Annotated in this window: 17 protein-coding genes; 7 read left to right on the top strand and 10 right to left on the bottom strand. The window is 59.7% G+C overall.

Translation table 11 applies throughout. The features are described 5' to 3' along the window. Nucleotides 1–78: 78 nt before the first annotated feature. The 3 genes from AC3IT9_RS24990 to AC3IT9_RS24980 form a co-directional block, all read right to left on the bottom strand. Nucleotides 79–1,377, bottom strand: coding sequence for an NAD(P)/FAD-dependent oxidoreductase (locus AC3IT9_RS24990; RefSeq protein ID WP_489271257.1), 1,299 nt, complete (start codon nucleotides 1,375–1,377; stop codon nucleotides 79–81). 60 nt (nucleotides 1,378–1,437) lie between these two features. Further along, entirely contained in the window at nucleotides 1,438–1,611 is a 174-nt protein-coding gene (locus AC3IT9_RS24985; protein WP_489271256.1) for a DUF3094 domain-containing protein, read from the bottom strand. 104 nt (nucleotides 1,612–1,715) lie between these two features. Further along, the gene (locus AC3IT9_RS24980; protein ID WP_007970534.1) at nucleotides 1,716–2,342 is read right to left on the bottom strand and encodes a DUF1780 domain-containing protein; all 627 of its coding nucleotides are present in this window, start codon (nucleotides 2,340–2,342) and stop codon (nucleotides 1,716–1,718) included. A 219-nt stretch (nucleotides 2,343–2,561) separates the two neighbouring features. Here AC3IT9_RS24980 and AC3IT9_RS24975 point away from each other — a divergent pair, with 219 nt between their 5' ends. The 3 genes from AC3IT9_RS24975 to AC3IT9_RS24965 are packed head-to-tail and all read left to right on the top strand — an operon-like array spanning nucleotide 2,562 to nucleotide 6,414. After that, nucleotides 2,562–3,905, top strand: a complete 1,344-nt coding sequence (locus AC3IT9_RS24975; RefSeq protein WP_489271255.1) for an aromatic acid/H+ symport family MFS transporter — start codon at nucleotides 2,562–2,564, stop codon at nucleotides 3,903–3,905. A gap of 3 nt (nucleotides 3,906–3,908) precedes the next feature. After that, nucleotides 3,909–5,129: a benzoate/H(+) symporter BenE family transporter gene (locus AC3IT9_RS24970; RefSeq protein WP_489271254.1), complete on the top strand. Its 1,221-nt coding sequence runs from the start codon at nucleotides 3,909–3,911 to the stop codon at nucleotides 5,127–5,129. A 16-nt stretch (nucleotides 5,130–5,145) separates the two neighbouring features. Then, entirely contained in the window at nucleotides 5,146–6,414 is a 1,269-nt protein-coding gene (locus tag AC3IT9_RS24965; RefSeq protein WP_489271252.1) for an OprD family porin, read from the top strand. Nucleotides 6,415–6,422: 8 nt separating this feature from the next. On the opposite strand, the gene AC3IT9_RS24960 is transcribed toward AC3IT9_RS24965, so the two are convergent. Further along, nucleotides 6,423–6,665, bottom strand: a complete 243-nt coding sequence (locus tag AC3IT9_RS24960; protein ID WP_057713259.1) for a DUF2790 domain-containing protein — start codon at nucleotides 6,663–6,665, stop codon at nucleotides 6,423–6,425. A gap of 121 nt (nucleotides 6,666–6,786) precedes the next feature. On the opposite strand from AC3IT9_RS24960, the gene AC3IT9_RS24955 reads away from it, so the two are divergent. Both AC3IT9_RS24955 and AC3IT9_RS24950 read left to right on the top strand, forming a co-directional pair. Continuing rightward, nucleotides 6,787–7,719: a LysR family transcriptional regulator gene (locus AC3IT9_RS24955; RefSeq protein ID WP_489271251.1), complete on the top strand. Its 933-nt coding sequence runs from the start codon at nucleotides 6,787–6,789 to the stop codon at nucleotides 7,717–7,719. Nucleotides 7,720–7,790: 71 nt separating this feature from the next. Next, nucleotides 7,791–8,480, top strand: coding sequence for an energy-coupling factor ABC transporter permease (locus AC3IT9_RS24950; protein ID WP_007990394.1), 690 nt, complete (start codon nucleotides 7,791–7,793; stop codon nucleotides 8,478–8,480). A 35-nt stretch (nucleotides 8,481–8,515) separates the two neighbouring features. Here AC3IT9_RS24950 and yacG read toward each other — a convergent pair whose 3' ends face one another. From yacG to AC3IT9_RS24930, 4 genes are read right to left on the bottom strand one after another with little or no spacing between them, the layout of a single operon-like run. Next, on the bottom strand, nucleotides 8,516–8,716 hold the full coding sequence (gene yacG / locus AC3IT9_RS24945) for a DNA gyrase inhibitor YacG (RefSeq protein ID WP_007970539.1): 201 nt from the start codon (nucleotides 8,714–8,716) through the stop codon (nucleotides 8,516–8,518). After that, nucleotides 8,713–9,336 (bottom strand): dephospho-CoA kinase, encoded by a 624-nt coding sequence (gene coaE, locus AC3IT9_RS24940; RefSeq protein ID WP_489271250.1) that lies wholly within the window; start codon nucleotides 9,334–9,336, stop codon nucleotides 8,713–8,715. The genes yacG and coaE overlap by 4 nt, the downstream gene beginning before the upstream one ends. Further along, nucleotides 9,333–10,205 carry a prepilin peptidase gene (locus AC3IT9_RS24935; RefSeq protein ID WP_489271249.1) on the bottom strand — a complete coding sequence of 291 codons (873 nt, stop codon included), beginning with the start codon at nucleotides 10,203–10,205 and terminating at the stop codon, nucleotides 9,333–9,335. Before AC3IT9_RS24935 ends, coaE begins: the two co-directional genes overlap by 4 nt. Before the next feature lies 1 nt (nucleotide 10,206). Next, nucleotides 10,207–11,424, bottom strand: a complete 1,218-nt coding sequence (locus tag AC3IT9_RS24930) for a type II secretion system F family protein (protein ID WP_489271248.1) — start codon at nucleotides 11,422–11,424, stop codon at nucleotides 10,207–10,209. A gap of 227 nt (nucleotides 11,425–11,651) precedes the next feature. Here AC3IT9_RS24930 and AC3IT9_RS24925 point away from each other — a divergent pair, with 227 nt between their 5' ends. Next, the gene (locus tag AC3IT9_RS24925; protein ID WP_150757730.1) at nucleotides 11,652–12,074 is read left to right on the top strand and encodes a pilin; all 423 of its coding nucleotides are present in this window, start codon (nucleotides 11,652–11,654) and stop codon (nucleotides 12,072–12,074) included. A gap of 299 nt (nucleotides 12,075–12,373) precedes the next feature. Continuing rightward, nucleotides 12,374–12,730 (top strand): BON domain-containing protein, encoded by a 357-nt coding sequence (locus AC3IT9_RS24920; RefSeq protein ID WP_489271246.1) that lies wholly within the window; start codon nucleotides 12,374–12,376, stop codon nucleotides 12,728–12,730. A gap of 140 nt (nucleotides 12,731–12,870) precedes the next feature. Here AC3IT9_RS24920 and AC3IT9_RS24915 read toward each other — a convergent pair whose 3' ends face one another. Beyond that, nucleotides 12,871–13,167: a DUF2845 domain-containing protein gene (locus tag AC3IT9_RS24915; RefSeq protein ID WP_150727061.1), complete on the bottom strand. Its 297-nt coding sequence runs from the start codon at nucleotides 13,165–13,167 to the stop codon at nucleotides 12,871–12,873. Beyond that, nucleotides 13,167–16,124: a DUF748 domain-containing protein gene (locus tag AC3IT9_RS24910; RefSeq protein ID WP_489271245.1), complete on the bottom strand. Its 2,958-nt coding sequence runs from the start codon at nucleotides 16,122–16,124 to the stop codon at nucleotides 13,167–13,169. Before AC3IT9_RS24910 ends, AC3IT9_RS24915 begins: the two co-directional genes overlap by 1 nt. Nucleotides 16,125–16,151: the final 27 nt, after the last annotated feature.

Genomic DNA, 16,151 nt, shown 5'->3' with positions numbered 1-16,151 from the left:
CGATGGCGGTGTATCAGGCGACATTGATATCGACAGAAAGGACGCCATCGCGAGCAAGCTCGCTCCCACAGGTTTACATCAGTGCAGCTTGAGCCGTGGCTCGGTACCGCGACCGATCTTGCTGCCCAGCATCAGCATCGCCGTGCGGAACGGCCCGTACAGCGCCATCTGGTGCATGCGGTACAGCGACACGTAGAACATCCGCGCCAGCCAGCCTTCGAGCATCACGCTGCCGGTGAGGTTGCCCATCAGGTTACCCACAGCCGAAAAACGCGACAGCGAGATCAGCGAGCCGTAGTCGGTGTACTTGTACTCCGGCAGTGCCTTGCCTTCGATGCGCAGTTTCAGCGATTTGGCCAGCAACGAAGCCTGCTGGTGAGCGGCCTGGGCACGTGGTGGCACATTGCGGTCGCTACCCGGTTGCGGGCAGGCGGCGCAGTCACCGAAGGCGAAGATGTTCTCGTCACGGGTGGTTTGCAGGGTCGGCAGCACTTGCAGCTGATTGATGCGGTTGGTTTCCAGGCCATCGATGTCCTTGAGGAAACCCGGTGCACGAATCCCCGCGGCCCAGACTTTCAGGCTGGCCTTGATTTCGTTGCCGTCGGCGGTGATCAGGCTGTCGGCCGTCACCTCGCTGACAGCGGCATTGGTCATGACGTTGACCCCGAGTTTCTCCAGGGTTTTATGCACAGGCCCGCCAATCCGCTCCGGCAGCGCCGGCAGGACTCGTGGTCCGGCTTCGATCAGGGTGATGTGCATGTTTTCCGGTTTGATCCGGTCCAGGCCATAGGCTGCCAGTTCGTGGGCGGCGTTGTGCAGTTCGGCGGCCAGTTCGACCCCGGTGGCACCGGCGCCGACGATGGCCACGCTGATTTGCTCGATCGTGTCGGACTGACCGGCGTGAGCGCGCAAATAGTGATTGAGCAGTTGCTGGTGGAATCGCTCAGCCTGTTTGCGGGTGTCGAGGAACAGGCAGTGCTGCGCCGCGCCCTGGGTGCCGAAATCGTTGGTGGTGCTGCCGACGGAGATCACCAGCGAGTCGTAAGGCACTTCGCGGGCTGGCACTAACTCCACACCAGCTTCGTCATAGGTGGCGGCCAGCTGGATTTTTTTCTTCGCGCGATCGAGCCCGCTCATGCGCCCCAGCTGGAACTCGAAATGGTTCCATTTGGCTTGGGCGACATAGTTGAGTTCGTCTTCGGAAGAGTTCAGGGAACCGGCCGCCACTTCGTGCAACAACGGTTTCCAGATGTGGGTCAGGTTCGCGTCGACCAGCATCACGCTGGCTGTGCCGCGCTTGCCCAGAGTCTTACCCAGACGGGTAGCCAACTCCAGACCGCCGGCGCCGCCGCCGACAATGACAATACGATGGGACATGGGGATAACTCGCAAGGCTAAAAGAAATCGGTACGGTTACCCAAGCGAGCGCAAGGCAGCTCATAGCGTCAGGTAACTGATAAGTCGGCTCAACAGGCCCAGACCAATGGTCATTGCCAATACCAGTACAAGGAGCATCCACGGCCGGAAAGGCCGGCGCTCGACTTGATGCTGGGACAACTGCAGGTACTCTTCGACATGCTTTTGGTCGTCGGGGTTCAGGCGGCTGGTCATATCGGGCCTCGTCAGGGGTAGACGTTGCTGAATGTGTAGAAGCTACAGGGAAATTATTCAGCTGTGAACGGAGCTTAGCTGCTGACCGGGGAAAGGCTCGAGGCTCACAGGCTGATCCCGACGTCGAACACAATGCTGCGCCCCAGGTTGCTGCGCAAGAAGTCCGGCGCATCCGGGTGAGCGAACAGCACACGGGCGAATGTCGGCCCAACCAATGACAGCGAACGCCAGCCCTGGCGCAGGTATTCGGTCGGCGGCGGGAAATGGCTGTTGAGGTCCAGTACTTCGCGTTTGAGGCTGGCGAAGGCAATGATGTCCAGTTCACCCAGATCCATGCCGCGTTCTTTGTAGTTGTGCGCTTTTTTGCGCAAGGTCGGCGCCAATCGCAGCAAAAACTCGTTGGCCGGGATGCGTCGTGGCTTGGCCTCGCGGCGCACCAGTTGACTCAGGGAAAACGCGCTGCGTCGGCGTTGCAGTTCGTCGCGCCATTCATCGTTGAGGCGCCGCCCCTCGTCGAGCACGAAGAACACCTCGAAACTGGCATCGCGAAACAACACATCCGGCGGCTCGCCTGCGGGGGCGAACTCATCGGCACGATAGGGAATGTTCAAGCCTTGCAGAAGGCGCTGGCACACCCAACGCTCCCGCTCCCATTTGCGGGCATTGGACAGGAACGCGTTGGCTTGCTCGGCCGCGATGGTCAGCAGGCGTAGGTAATCTGAGTCATCCATAGGCCCAAGCTTAGCGTTCAAATGTGATCGCAAAGAAGACAATTTGTCGCAGAGGCTCATAGCCTCCCGTTCCCATGCCCGTTTCAGGGCCCTGCACAAAACGGATAGTGATCTGCGTTCACTGGCTATTGCCACGTATCGGGCGGCTCTACCCTCGGCTGTACGGACGTAAGCCGTGTTACCGCCGCTCTAAAAAAACAACAACAAGAGATATATGCCATGCGCAAGATCGACGTACATGAGGTTATCGACAACGCTCGCTTCAACCGCTTTCACTGGATGGTGCTGTTCTGGTGTGCCCTGATCATCATATTCGACGGGTACGATCTGGTGATCTACGGCGTGGTCCTGCCGATGCTGATGAAAGAGTGGGGGCTCAGTCCTCTGCAAGCCGGTGCCCTGGGCAGCTATGCACTGTTCGGCATGATGTTCGGCGCGCTGTTCTTCGGTCCGCTGTCGGACAGGATCGGCCGCAAAAAAACCATCACGATCTGCGTGATGCTCTTCAGTGGTTTCACCGTGCTCAATGGTTTCGCCCGCAACCCCACCGAGTTCGGCCTCTGCCGCTTCATTGCCGGGCTCGGCATTGGCGGCGTGATGCCTAACGTCGTGGCGCTGATGAACGAGTACGCGCCGAAAAAAATCCGCAGCACTCTGGTGGCGATCATGTTCAGCGGTTACTCGGTGGGCGGCATGCTGTCCGCCGGACTGGGCATTGTGCTGATCCCGAGTTTCGGCTGGCAGTCGGTGTTTTACGTGGCGGTCCTGCCGTTGCTGTTGTTGCCGCTGATCATGTATTTCCTGCCCGAATCGGTGGGCTTCATGTTGCGTCAGGGGCGTAATGAAGAGGCGCGCAACATTCTTCAGCGCATCGATCCGGCCTACGTCGCGCAAACCTCCGATCAATTGCACATGGCCGAAGTGAAAGGCACGGGCACCCCGGTGTTGCAGTTGTTCCGTGAAGGCCGTGCGTTGCGCACGCTGATGCTATGGCTGGCGTTTTTCTGCTGCCTGTTGATGGTGTACGCGCTGAGTTCCTGGCTACCGAAACTGATGGCCAACGCCGGTTACAGCCTGGGTTCGAGCCTGTCGTTCCTGCTGGTGTTGAACTTCGGGGCGATCTTCGGCGCGGTCGGTGGCGGGGTGCTGGGCGACAAACTCAATCTGCCGCGGGTGCTGTCGGTGTTTTTCGCCATGGCGGCGGTGTCGATAACCCTGTTGGGCTTCAACAGCCCGATGCCGGTGTTGTACCTGCTGATCGCCATTGCGGGTGCCACCACCATTGGCTCGCAGATTCTTTTGTACGCCTGCGCCGCGCAGTTTTATTCCATGACGATTCGTTCTACCGGCCTGGGCTGGGCGTCGGGCATCGGGCGCAACGGGGCCATCGTCGGTCCGCTGCTGGGTGGTGCGTTGCTCGGGATCAGCTTGCCCCTGCAACTGAACTTCATGGCGTTTGCCTTGCCCGGTGCGGTGGCGGCCCTGGCCATGACTGTGTTCGCCATCAGCAGCCGACGCAGCGCTGCTGGCGTCAACCCAGCGTTGTCAGCGACCGGTGCCTGAATCATGAAAGCGTTTTTCCAGGACTTCTCATTGTCAGCCGCCGTGGCTGGATTGATTGCCACGGTGATTTCCTACGCCGGCCCGTTGGTGATCATTTTTCAGGCGGCAGAAGCGGCACATCTTTCGCGGGAAGTGTTGTCGTCCTGGATCTGGGCGATCTCCATTGGCAGCGCCGTGCTCGGTATCGGTTTGAGCCTGCGCTACCGCGTTCCGGTGATCATCGCCTGGTCGGCGCCGGGCTCGGCGTTGCTGGTGACGCTGTTGCCGGACATCTCCATGGCAGAGGCGGTGGGGGCGTATCTGGCCAGCAGCCTGATCATTTTCGTGGTTGGCATCTCGGGCGCTTTCGACCGGATCATCAACAAGCTGCCCGCCGCCATCGCGGCGGCGATGCTGGCGGGGATCCTGTTCAGTTTCGGCACCGGGTTGTTCGTGTCGATGCAGCACAAGCCGTTGCTGGTCCTGGCGATGTTTGCCTGCTACCTGATCTGCAAGCGTGTGATGCCGCGTTATGCAGTGATGATGGTGCTGCTGGTGGGCTGTTCGATTGCCGCGTTCACCGGTGATTTGCATCGTGAAGCGCTGGTGATCGGCCTGGCCACGCCGGTGTGGATCACGCCTGAGTTCAGCCTGGGTGCGATCCTGAACATCGCCTTGCCGCTGGTGATGGTGGCGCTGACCGGTCAATTCGTGCCCGGCATGGCGGTGCTGCGCGCCAGTGGATACCCAACGCCGGCAAGCCCGATCATCGCCAGTAGCGCGCTGGGCACGGCACTGCTGGCGCCGTTCGGGTGCCATGGACTGAATCTGGCGGCGATCACTGCGGCGATCTGCATGGGTCGCGAATCCCACGAAGATCCTCGCAAACGCTACGTGGCCGGGGTCGTCGGCGGCCTGTGTTACCTGCTGTTGGGGATCTTCGGCGCCACGCTGGTCTCGCTGTTTTCAGCGTTCCCCAAAGAGCTGATCGCGGCGCTGGCCGGGCTGGCCCTGTTCGCCGCCATTGCCGGCGCGTTAACGGGTGCGATGGCGGTGCCGAGCGATCGTGAAGCCGCGCTGGTGACCTTTCTGGTCACGGCTTCGGGCATGTCGTTGTTCGGTTTGTCCGCGGCGTTCTGGGGGCTGATTTTCGGCATGGTCACCCATGTGCTGTTGAGCGCCCGTCGTTCCGTTCCCCGTCGAAAATCCACTGCAACTGAAGTCCTTCAACCAGTCGATCAATAACAATAAGAGAAAAACGATGAAACAGATTCTCCCAACAACCGGTTCGGCGTTGTCCCTGGCTGTCGTCTCGGGTTTTTCCACGGGTGCGATGGCGGCTGAAGCCGGCTTTGTCGAAGACACCACCGCGACGTTGCAGGCGCGCAATTACTACTTCAGCCGCGACTATTCCGACATCGTCGGCGCCAACCAGCAATCGAAGGCTGAAGAGTGGGCCCAGGGTTTCATACTCAACGTGAAGTCCGGATACACCCAGGGCACCGTCGGGTTTGGGGTGGACGTCATCGGCTTGCTCGGCCTCAAGCTCGACAGCGCTCCGGACCGGACCAATACCGGTTTGCTGCCGGTGCAGGACGACGGCCGCGCGGCGGACAACTACAGTCGTCTGGAAGGCGCGTTGAAGATGCGCTACTCCAAAACCGAGCTGAAAGTCGGTGAGCTGCAACCCAATCTGCCAGTGTTGGCATTCAGCGATATTCGCCTGCTGCCACCGAGTTATCAGGGCGCAAGCATCACCTCCAACGAGATCAATGGCCTGACGCTGCAGGGTGGTCACTTGAGTTCAACCAGCCTGCGCAATGAGGCTGGCGACGAAAAGATGCAAGCGATGTTGGGCCATGTGCCGCAGCGCCAGGTCAGCAGTGACGGTTTCAATTTTGCCGGCGCTGATTATGTCTTCAACGACAAGCGCAGCTCGGTCAGCGCCTGGTACGGGCAACTGGAAGATATCTACAACCAGCGTTTTCTGGGTTTAAAACACAGTGAGCCGGTGGGCGACTGGATCCTCGGTACCAACCTCGGTTACTACGATTCGCGCGAGGACGGCAAGAAACTGCTGGGCAACATCGACAACCAGGCGTTCTTCTCGTTGCTGTCGGCCAAGCGTGGCGGCCATACGTTTTACGTCGGCTATCAGGGCATGTTCGGTGACAGTGCGTTCCCACGGGTGTTTGCCAACATCTCACCACTGGGCAACGAAGTGCCGACCTACGAGTTCGCCTCCACCGATGAACGTTCCTGGCAGGCGCGCTACGACTACGACTTCGCGGCGCTCGGCGTACCGGGGCTGACCAGTACCGTGCGCTACATCAGCGGCAATAACGTCGATACCGGCAAGGGGTTTGAAGGCAAGGATCGCGAGCGTGACCTGGACATCGGCTATGTGCTGCAGAGCGGCAGCCTCAAGGGCCTTGGCATCCGTGTGCGCAATGCGATGGCGCGTTCAAACTACCGCAGTGATATCGACGAGAACCGCTTGATCCTCAGCTACACGTGGACCTTGCTGTGAGCCATTGATCACAGGTTGCTGGTGCAATCACCCATGACGTTGTAGGTCACGCGATGGGTCTGGCCCTGATGATCGACATACTCCATGGTCGCCGGTACAACCCCGCACGCGGTCGCCGTGTCGGACACAGAAACCACCTTGGCGATGTCCAGGGGCTGTGCCGGGTTATACAGGACCGCGAGGGGTTCGTTGTCGGCGGCCATGGCCGAGGTGGCGATGACGGTCAGCAACAGGCTGATCAACGTTTTCATGTTGGCGTGCTCCGTGTCGGTTCTGATGTCTGAATTTTAGTCTTTGCCACCGACGGATAAAGGGGCGAACGGCGGATGCAGCCTTACATAAAACGTAACAGTCATCGCCCGAGGGGGGCTTATGGATGTGCTTAACAACTTGCGCGTGTTCATCCGGGTGGTGGACTGCGCCAGCTTCACCGGGGCTGCCGATGCGCTGGATCTGTCGACCGCCCAGGTATCCCGATTGGTGGCGGATCTGGAGGAGCATGTTCAGGCGCGTCTGCTGCAACGCACCACGCGGCGCTTGAGCCTGACCGATGCCGGCGAGCGCTTCCTGCTGCGCAGCCGGCAAATCGTCGAAGCCATGGACGAGGCGACGGCCGAGGCCCGGGGCGCTCATATCAATCCGGCGGGACGCCTGCGGGTGCACAGCATGAACGGCCTGGGTGTGCTGCTCACGCCGTTGATCGCCCGCTACAGCGAGCTCTATCCCGATGTGGTGTTCGAGCTGACCTTGTCGCAGCGCAATCCCGATCCGCTGGAGGAAGGGCACGATGTGGTGATTTCGATAGCGCCCGAACTGGCCGACTCACAAATGGTTGCGCAGGCCGTCGGGCAGATCTACAGCGTGCCCTGTGCCTCCCCGGCTTACTTGCAACGCCGGGGCGTGCCGCAGCAGCCGCTGGCGCTGAGCGATCATCAATGCCTGCGCATGCTCGACCCGTTGTACAGCGATCAATGGTTGTTCCAGGACGAGCAAGGCGAGCACGCCGTCAGCCCGGCCAAGACCTTTCAGTGCAATGTTGCCGAGTCGATGGTCAAGGCTTCGGAGGCGGGCATGGGCATCAGCCTGCTGCCGTTCTACACCGCGACGCGGCCCTTGAGCGACGGTACTTTGCTGCGCGTGTTACCGGCATGGCGCCTGCGCGAACGCAATGTGTATGCGCTGTATCCTTCGCGACGCTTTCTCGATGCCAAGGTGCGTACCTGGGTGGACTTTCTCAAGTCAGAGCTACCGAAGCTGTTCGCCGAGCATGACGCGGTGATGAACGATTCGCGGCATTGGGCTTGAAGTCGAAGGGCAGGCGAGCGGCGGTGTAGACTGAGTGCCTGTTGTCTTTCGCCAAGGAGTCGCGCGTAGCCATGATCGGTGCAGAGTTGCTGTCATCGCAAACCCTTGCGGTCGGCTGGCTGATCTATGTGCCGGTGTTGATCTGGGCGATCTGTCGCGCGCCGTGGGTTGAACTGTTCACCGACAGCCGTCGTCAGCATCTGCTGTTTGGAACGGTGTTTGCGCTGTTTCTGTTGTGGCTGGTGCGGCGCGATTTTGATACTGGCGTGTCTTACCACTTCATCGGCATGACAGCGGTGACGCTACTGCTGGACTGGCCGCTGGCGCTGGTCGGCGGGTTGGTGGCGCAAACGGGGCTGGTGTTGCTCGGCCGACAGGACCTGGCGGCGGTCGGGGTCAATGGCGCGCTGTTGATTGCGCTGCCGGTGCTGGTCACCGAGTGCTGCGCGATCCTAGTGGAGCGTGCTCAGCCGCGAAATCCCTTTGTGTATATCTTCGTTTCCGGATTTTTTGCGGCGGCGTTGTCGGCGTTGCTGTGCCTGCTGCTGGCGCTTTGGTTGTTATGGTTCGACGAGCGTTTTGCCATGCCGTACTGGCTGGAAGACTTTGTCGGATATCTGTGGCTGATCATTTTTCCCGAAGCGTTTATCAACGGCATGATCGTCAGTGCGCTGGTGGTGTTCTGCCCGGAGTGGCTGGAGACGTTCAACCGCACACGCTACCTCTCGGCTCCCTGGAAGGACGACGATCCCAAGTCCTGATCCGCATCAAAACCTGGAATCGCCCTCTCGATGGATCAGTGGCGCGGGTCGAAGTCACCGCTGAACATCTCGTCCTCGGCATCGGGAGCCACTGGAATCTTGTGCTCTTCGGACGCCCAGGCGCCCAGGTCGATCAGTTTGCAGCGGTCGGAGCAGAATGGCCGGAATTTACTCTCGGCGGTCCATTCCACGGGGGCGCCACAGGTTGGGCATTCGACGGTTGTTGGTTGGCTCATGACTGGCCTCCACGCAAAGAAAGATAAAAGTGATGCAGGCGTTCGACCTCACTGTGCAGCCAGGCAAGGTCGCGGTCATTGACCACGACGTCGTCGGCATGGCTCACGCGATCCTGACGGCTGGACTGGGCCTTGAGGATCGCCTGGACTTGCTGTTCGCTGGTCTGGTCACGTTGCAGGGTGCGTTCGATCTGCAATTGTTCAGGGGCATCGATCACCAGCACCCGTTGGGTCATGGCGTATTGCCCGGACTCGATCAGCAGCGGCGAAACCAGAATCGCATAAGGCGATTTTGCCAGCGCCAGGTGGTGAGCGATCTCCTCGCCGATCAGCGGATGCAGGAGCGCCTCCAGCCAGCGGCGCTCTTCAGGCACCTCGAAGATCAATTTGCGTAGTGCGGCGCGGTCCAGTTGCCCGTCGGCCTGCAACACGCCGGTGCCGAAGTGCTCGGCGATTTGCGCCAGTGCCGGGCGGCCGGGTTCCACTACCCAGCGAGCGGCATGATCGGCGTCGACCACATGCACGCCCAGATCGATGAAGTGTTGGGCGGCCGCACTTTTGCCGCTACCGATGCCGCCGGTCAGGCCGAGAATCCAGGGGTTTTCCACAGGGCTATTCATTTCAAACCGACAAACTGCCAATAGAGGTCGGTTATTTGACCACCCCAGAGCAACGCAATCCAGCCGGCAATGGCCAGATAGGGGCCGAAAGGGATCGGCGTCGAGGTTTTTGCATGGCGCCAGCGCAGCAGGATCAGCCCGATAATGGCACCCACCAGCGAGGACAGCAGGATGGTCAGCGGCAAAATCTGCCAGCCACCCCAGGCACCCAGCATCGCCAGCAGCTTGAAATCACCGTAGCCCATGCCGTCCTTGCCCGTGATCAGCTTGAACAGCCAGAACACCGACCACAGCAGGCCGTAGCCGGCGATCGCCCCCCAAAGCGCCTCGTGCAACGACACGAACAGGCCGAAACTGTTGACGATCAACCCCAGCCATATCAACGGCAGCACCAGTACGTCCGGCAATATCTGATGTTCGGCGTCGATCAGGCTCATCGCCAGTAAACCCCAGCTCAGCACCAGCACCAGGCCGGCCGGCCAACCGAAGCCGAAGTGCCAGGCAACAAACGCCGATAACAGCCCGCAGGCCAGTTCGGTCAACGGATAGCGCGGGCTGATCGCTGCCTTACAGGCTGAGCAGCGGCCGCGCAAAAACACATAACTGAGCAGCGGGATGTTTTCCCAGGCGCGGATTCGGTGACCGCAGTGCGGGCACTGGGAGTGGGGCAGCAACAGGTTGTAGGTCGGCAGCGGCGTTTCGCCAGGCAGCCCGAGAATGTCATGGGCCTGCTCACGCCAGTCGCGCTCGAGCATTTTCGGCAGGCGCCAGATCACGACATTGAGGAAACTGCCGACCAGCAGGCCGGTGATGCCTGCGAGAAGGACAAAGGCCAGCGCAGAGTGAATCAGGATTTCATTCAAGGGCATGTCAGATCGCTGAGCCAAGTTGGAAGATGGGCAGGTACATGGCAACTACCAGTCCACCGACGATAACACCCAGCACCACCATGATGAACGGTTCCATCAGGCTGGTGAGGTTATCGACCATGTTATCGACGTTGTCTTCGTAGAACCCCGCGACTTTGTCGAGCATAGCGTCCAGGGTGCCTGACTCTTCGCCGATGGCAGTCATCTGTATCGCCATGTTCGGAAAGACGCCGCAGGTACGCATGGCGAAATGCAATTGCATGCCGGTCGAGATGTCCTGCCGGATGCGCAATACCGCGCGCTTGAACACGACATTGCCGGTCGCACCGGCCACTGATTCCAGGGCCTCCACCAGCGGTACGCCGGCAGCAAAAGTGGTCGACAGTGTACGGGCGAACCGGGCCACGGCGGACTTGTGCATCAAGGTGCCCACCAGCGGCAGTTTCAGCAGCCAGGTGTCCATCCGGTCACGGAAGGCCGGGGATGTCCTGAGGGCGTGGCGCACGCCGAAGGCCGTGGTGACCAGCGCGCCAAGGACCACCCACCACCAGGCCTGCATGAATTGCGACAGGCCAATGACCATCACGGTGAAGGCCGGCAGTTCGGCGCCAAAGCCTTTGAACACCGACTCGAACTGCGGCACGACATTGACCAGCAGAATCCCGGTGACAATTGCCGCGACGAACACCACGACCAGCGGGTAGGTCATGGCTTTCCTGATCCTGGCCTTGAGGCTTTCGCTTTTTTCCTTGTAGGTCGCGACCCGCTCCAAAAGGGTGTCGAGGGCACCGGCCTGCTCGCCGGCATCCACCAGGTTGCAATACAGCTCATCGAAATACCGGGGCTTCTTGCGCAGGGCGGCGGCGAAGCTGCTGCCTGCCGCAACTTCCTGTTTCAGTTCGTCCACCAGCTTGCGCATGGCCGGATTGTCGAAGCCCTCGCCGATGATGTCGAAGGACTGCAACAACGGCACCCCGGCCTTCATCATCGTCGCCATTTGCCGGGTGAACAGGGCAATGTCCTGGGCCTTGATGCGCTTGCCCATGCTGAAGAACGAATGGTTTTTCTTGCGAACCTTGCCGGGACTGATGCCTTGCTTGCGCAGTTTCGCCTTGATCAGCGCCGGGTTTTGAGCGCTGAGTTCGCCGGTCACTTTTGTGCCTTTGCGGTCGATGCCTTCCCATGCATACACGCTGATTTTCGCTGCCTTGACCGCCATGTTCAGTCCTGGGTATTCCGATTGAATTGCTCTTATAGCCTAGTCAAGGGACGGGGCCAAACCCGCAAGGGTGAGGTGACAAAAAACGTCAGATAGTGCTGATCCTGGTAGTAGGCAAGAGCTGTGCGGCCACCACGCCCCCTGCCAACAGGGGCTTCTGGCCTTGGCACAGGCTGTGCTGCCATGGGGCAGGTCATGAGCCTTCGACTCATGCATGGAGCTTGTACATGAACAATCAGAAAGGTTTTACCCTGATCGAGTTGCTCGTCGTGGTGGCGATCATCGGGATCCTGGCAACACTGGGTCTGCCGATGTATTCCAAGTACCAGGCTCGGGCCAAGGTCACGGCGGCGCTGGCCGAACTGACTGCAATGAAGGTGCCGTTCGAGGATGTGATCAGCCAGGGGGAAACCCCGACAATTGCCAACGTGGCGCCCGCTGGCGAGACATCGACCAACCATTGCGCCCTGTCTGTGACGGCTACGACGCCGGCGGGAGCGGGATCAATCGTTTGTACGTTGCACAATGCCCCGGGGGTGGTCCAGGGAAAAACCGTCACCCTGACACGGGACGAAGACAAAGGCTGGTCATGTAAAAGCAGCGTTTCCAAGGATTACTTGCCAAAAGGGTGTTCCGGTTCTGCGGCATGAAGTGCTGAATCAAGTCCCCGCTTTTGCGAGGATTTTTCTGTTTGTCGACCCGTCGTCAAATGCAGCAGATAAAGCTCAGAAATTCAGCATCTTAGGAACTTTCCATAAACCCGCAACTTGCATGCAGTGTTCGTGCTTCTCGTGCATTTTGCATGATTCCGAAAATTGGCTTATTTTATAACTTGTTGATTAATAAGGTTTTTAACTCTGTTTAAAAGTTGGCATAGCGTTCGCAATATCCTTGGTAACCCTGCCGAAAAGACACCCGGCAGACTTTCCGAAAAACAGGAGTTACTCGTATGAAGAAGTTCGCTATCACTGCCGCTGCTGCTACCGCGCTGACCCTGACCATGGTCAACGCCGCGTTTGCTCAAACCACCCAGGCAACCCAGTCGCCAATGGTGCTGGCTGCCGGTGAAATGACCGAAGCGAAAGAAGCTACTTCCGATACCTGGATCACCACCAAAGTCAAAGCTGACCTGATGACCGAAAAAGGCATTCCAGGTACCGACATCAAGGTTGAAACCAACAAAGGCGTGGTATCGCTGTCGTCGACCACCGCCGTGACCGATTCGCAAAAAGAAATGGCTGTGGCCATCGCCAAGAAGATCAAAGGCGTCAAGGCGGTCTCCGCTGACGGCCTCAAAGCCGAGTAAGGCAAGACTTCTCGCCTGGACCGGAGCCAAACGAATGTTGGCCACCACAGACCCCGCGCATTTTTGCCGGGGCCTGCTCTATATGCAGCGCTGAAAAACCAATGTGGGAGCAAGCCCGCTCCCACACTGGATAGTGCTAATCAATTGCCGCGTTTGCTGGTGATCTGTTTCAGCCGATTACCTTCGAACCGCAAGTATTGATACATCCCGCCATTCGGTCCGTAGGTCCATTCCTCGACCTGAAACTCTTCGCGTCGATCTGCACTGCGTTTGTAACCCAGCAGGTCGCGACTGACCGGTTCACCGCATTTCTGCAAAACCTCACTCGAGCGATCGCCGACGCTGATCAACTGGCTGCCACAGCGCAGGGTATCGGCCGCCCCGGCCTGACTGGCGGAGAGCGCCAGGATCAGGCCAGTCAGCTGCCGCCGCATCATCACTCGGCATCCAGATGCATCGGGGTCACCACGCGGCCGTCACTTTGCGCCTCGCCCAGATTGGCGTCGATGAAATACACCCGGTCATCTTCCAGCTGGGCCTTGTCGACCAGGTAATCCTTGATGCTGCTGGCGCGTTCCTGGCCCAGTTGACGCAACAGCACGTCGCTGGAACTCCAGAACTTGATAACCTCGGCACGCATTTTCGCGGTGCGTTCTTCCTTGCCCAGGTCCTTCCATTCGGCAGGGGGCTGGATTTTCAGGCGGGTGCGGTAGATACCTTCGAGCAGCGGGCCTTTTTCCCCGTCCGGCACTTCCAGCAACGAAGCCTGGGCCGGGACCTTGTCACCGCGGCGCTGGAGCATTTTGTAGTAGTTGTACTGGTACTCACGCTCCAGGCGTTGTTCGGCGATCAGCGGGCCATCGCTGCTCTGGGCGGCGGTGCCTTCGATTTCCAGGCGCAGGGCCGGGCGTTCCTTGAGTGCCTTGGACAGTTTGTCCAGGGCACCTTCGGCTTCCTTGCCCAATTCACTGGAACCGGCTGCGAATGAAACGCTGCCCAGGTCTTCCGAGCCGCCACCGTTGACCAGCCCGCCAATGAGTTTGAACGGTGCTGCCGCGGTTTTGACGATCAGGTTGCGCAGGGTCTGCCAGATAATCGGCATGACGCTGAACTGAGGGTTGTTCAGGTCGCCGCTGACCGGCAGTTCGATGGAGATCTTACCGTCGACGTCCTTGAGCAAGGCAATCGCCAGTTTCAGCGGTAAGCTCACGGCATCCGGGCTGTCGACTTTTTCACCCAGTTGCAGTTGTTCGACCACCACTTTGTTTTCAGCTTTGAGCTGACCCTTGGTGATCTGGTAGTGCAGGTCGAGATTGAGCCGGCCCTTGCGGATACGATAGCCGGCGAACTTGCCGGAGTAGGGCGTCAGCGTGGTCAGCTCCACGCGTTTGAAGCTGGTGGCGATGTCGAGACTGGCCATCGGGTCGAACGGATTGACCGAGCCCTTGATGGTCACCGGCGCGTAGCGATCGACCTTGCCCTTGACGTCGACACCGGCCGGTTTCGGCTGGCGGCTGTCGATGGTGCCGATCTGCCCATTGAGTTGCTGGATGGCGGTGGCGAAGTTCGGGGTCAGGCTGAAGTCGGCGAAGTTGGCCGAACCGTCATTGATGAAAATGCCGCCGATGTGGATGCCCAGCGGTTTTTCGTTGCTGGCCGGTTTGCTCGCCGCCGGTTTTGCCCCGGAGTCCACCGGTTGCGGAATCAGCAGGTCATCGATGTTGGTGGTGCGATCATCGTTGATCATGAAGCGCGCATAGGGCTGGAACAGGTTGATCTTGTCGATCGACAGGCTGTCCCCATGCTGATAGTTCAGGCCTTCGACCACGACCTGTTGCCACTTGAGGAAGTCGCGGGTTTTCAGGGTGTCCAGGGTATGCAACTGATCGACCTGGGCGCGGCCTGTAACGTTGAACGCCAGAGGCTCAGTGCTTTTCAGGTCGACCGCCAGATCGCTGCCGAGCATGCCGCTGCGCAGTTCCAGGCGAATGAACGGCGTGATGTAGGACTGGGCAACCCGCAGGTCGATGTCCTTGGTCTGTACCTTCAGCCTGGCGCTGACCGGGGCCAGGTTGACCTCGCCGTCGGCCATGATCCTGCCTTGCTTGCCCACGCCGGTATCGAGCTTGAGGGTAAAGGGGGAACCGTTGAGGCTGTCGAAGTTTTGCAGGTCGAGGTTCAGCGGAGCCAGATCCAGGGCGACGGCAGGCTGTGCCTTGCGGTCAGCCAGATGCACCTGGTAATCGCGCAACTGCACATCCTTGAGCAACACCTGCCAGGGTTTGTCTGACGCGGCCGGTTCAGGTTTCGGTGAGTCCGCCGCCGCCGGAATGCTGGCCGGTTCGGCATCCGCCTTGGCTTTGGCAGCGGGTTTTGACGGTTGGCTGGCGAACAGTTTCTGCCAGTCGAGTTGGCCGTCCGATTCCAGCGTGGCCCAGGTTTCCAGTTTGTGGCTGCGGATCTTGCCGACCACCACTTGCTGTTTGGCCAGGTCCACGGTGGTTTCGCTGACGTCCAGGCGCTCGAGCCTCACCAGCGGCCGGCCATCCGGGGCCTTGATCGCGAAGGGTGCAATGTTGACCGCTACATTGCTCAGCAGCAGCTCGGTTTCCTTGGCCAGGCTGAATTTGTAGTCGGTACTGATGCTCATGACGCCGTTTTCGAGGTCCAGTGGCACGGCGTCGCGCACATAGGGCCAAAAGGCTTTCATCTTGCCATCAGTGATTTTCAGCTTACCTTCGGAAGCGATCGGGATCAGGCTGAAGTTGCCGGTCCAGTCGATCTGTCCGCCATTGGGGCCGACGGCCACCAAGGTCATGTCGGCACTGTCATCGGGCAGGGTGCTGAGGTTCTTCAGCTCGAAATCGAGTGTGTCGTAGACAAACTCGATGGGCTCGCTGGGCCGGGCATCTTCAAAGTGCACGGCGCCGCCCGCCAGTTTGATTCGCTCGATGCGCAGCGGAAACGGCTTGGCATCCGGGTCGGCGGGTGTGGGTTCGTTCGCTGGCAGTTTGAACAGCCCCAGCAGATTGAGTTTGCCATCCTTGCTGAACAGGATTTCGGTCTTGGGCTTGTCCAGTTCGACATCGGACAGGTGCACCGCCTTGGTCCACAGGCTGTCGAGTTGCAGATTGGCATACAGGCGTTCGAAACCGACCTGCTCCTTACCGGGCTCGCCGATGTTCAAGCCCCAAAGGGTCAGTTCAAGGCTGAACGGATTGAATTCGATCCGCTGGATCGTGGCGGGTGTGGTGGCGTAGTTGGCCAGTTGCTGGTTGGCAACGCGCAGCGCGACACCCGGTAAAATCAGAAAACCCAGCAAGCTGTAGAGGGCCAGAGCAGTCAACAAGGCGCCGATGGCGCGAATCAATCCTTTGTACATGTGCGGCTTCATCTGTCTGGATCGGAGTGCCTTGGAGTA

The sequence above is a fragment of the Pseudomonas sp. KH_046_1 genome, assembly GCF_057839025.1.
This window is presented reverse-complemented; position numbering and strand designations above follow the sequence as displayed.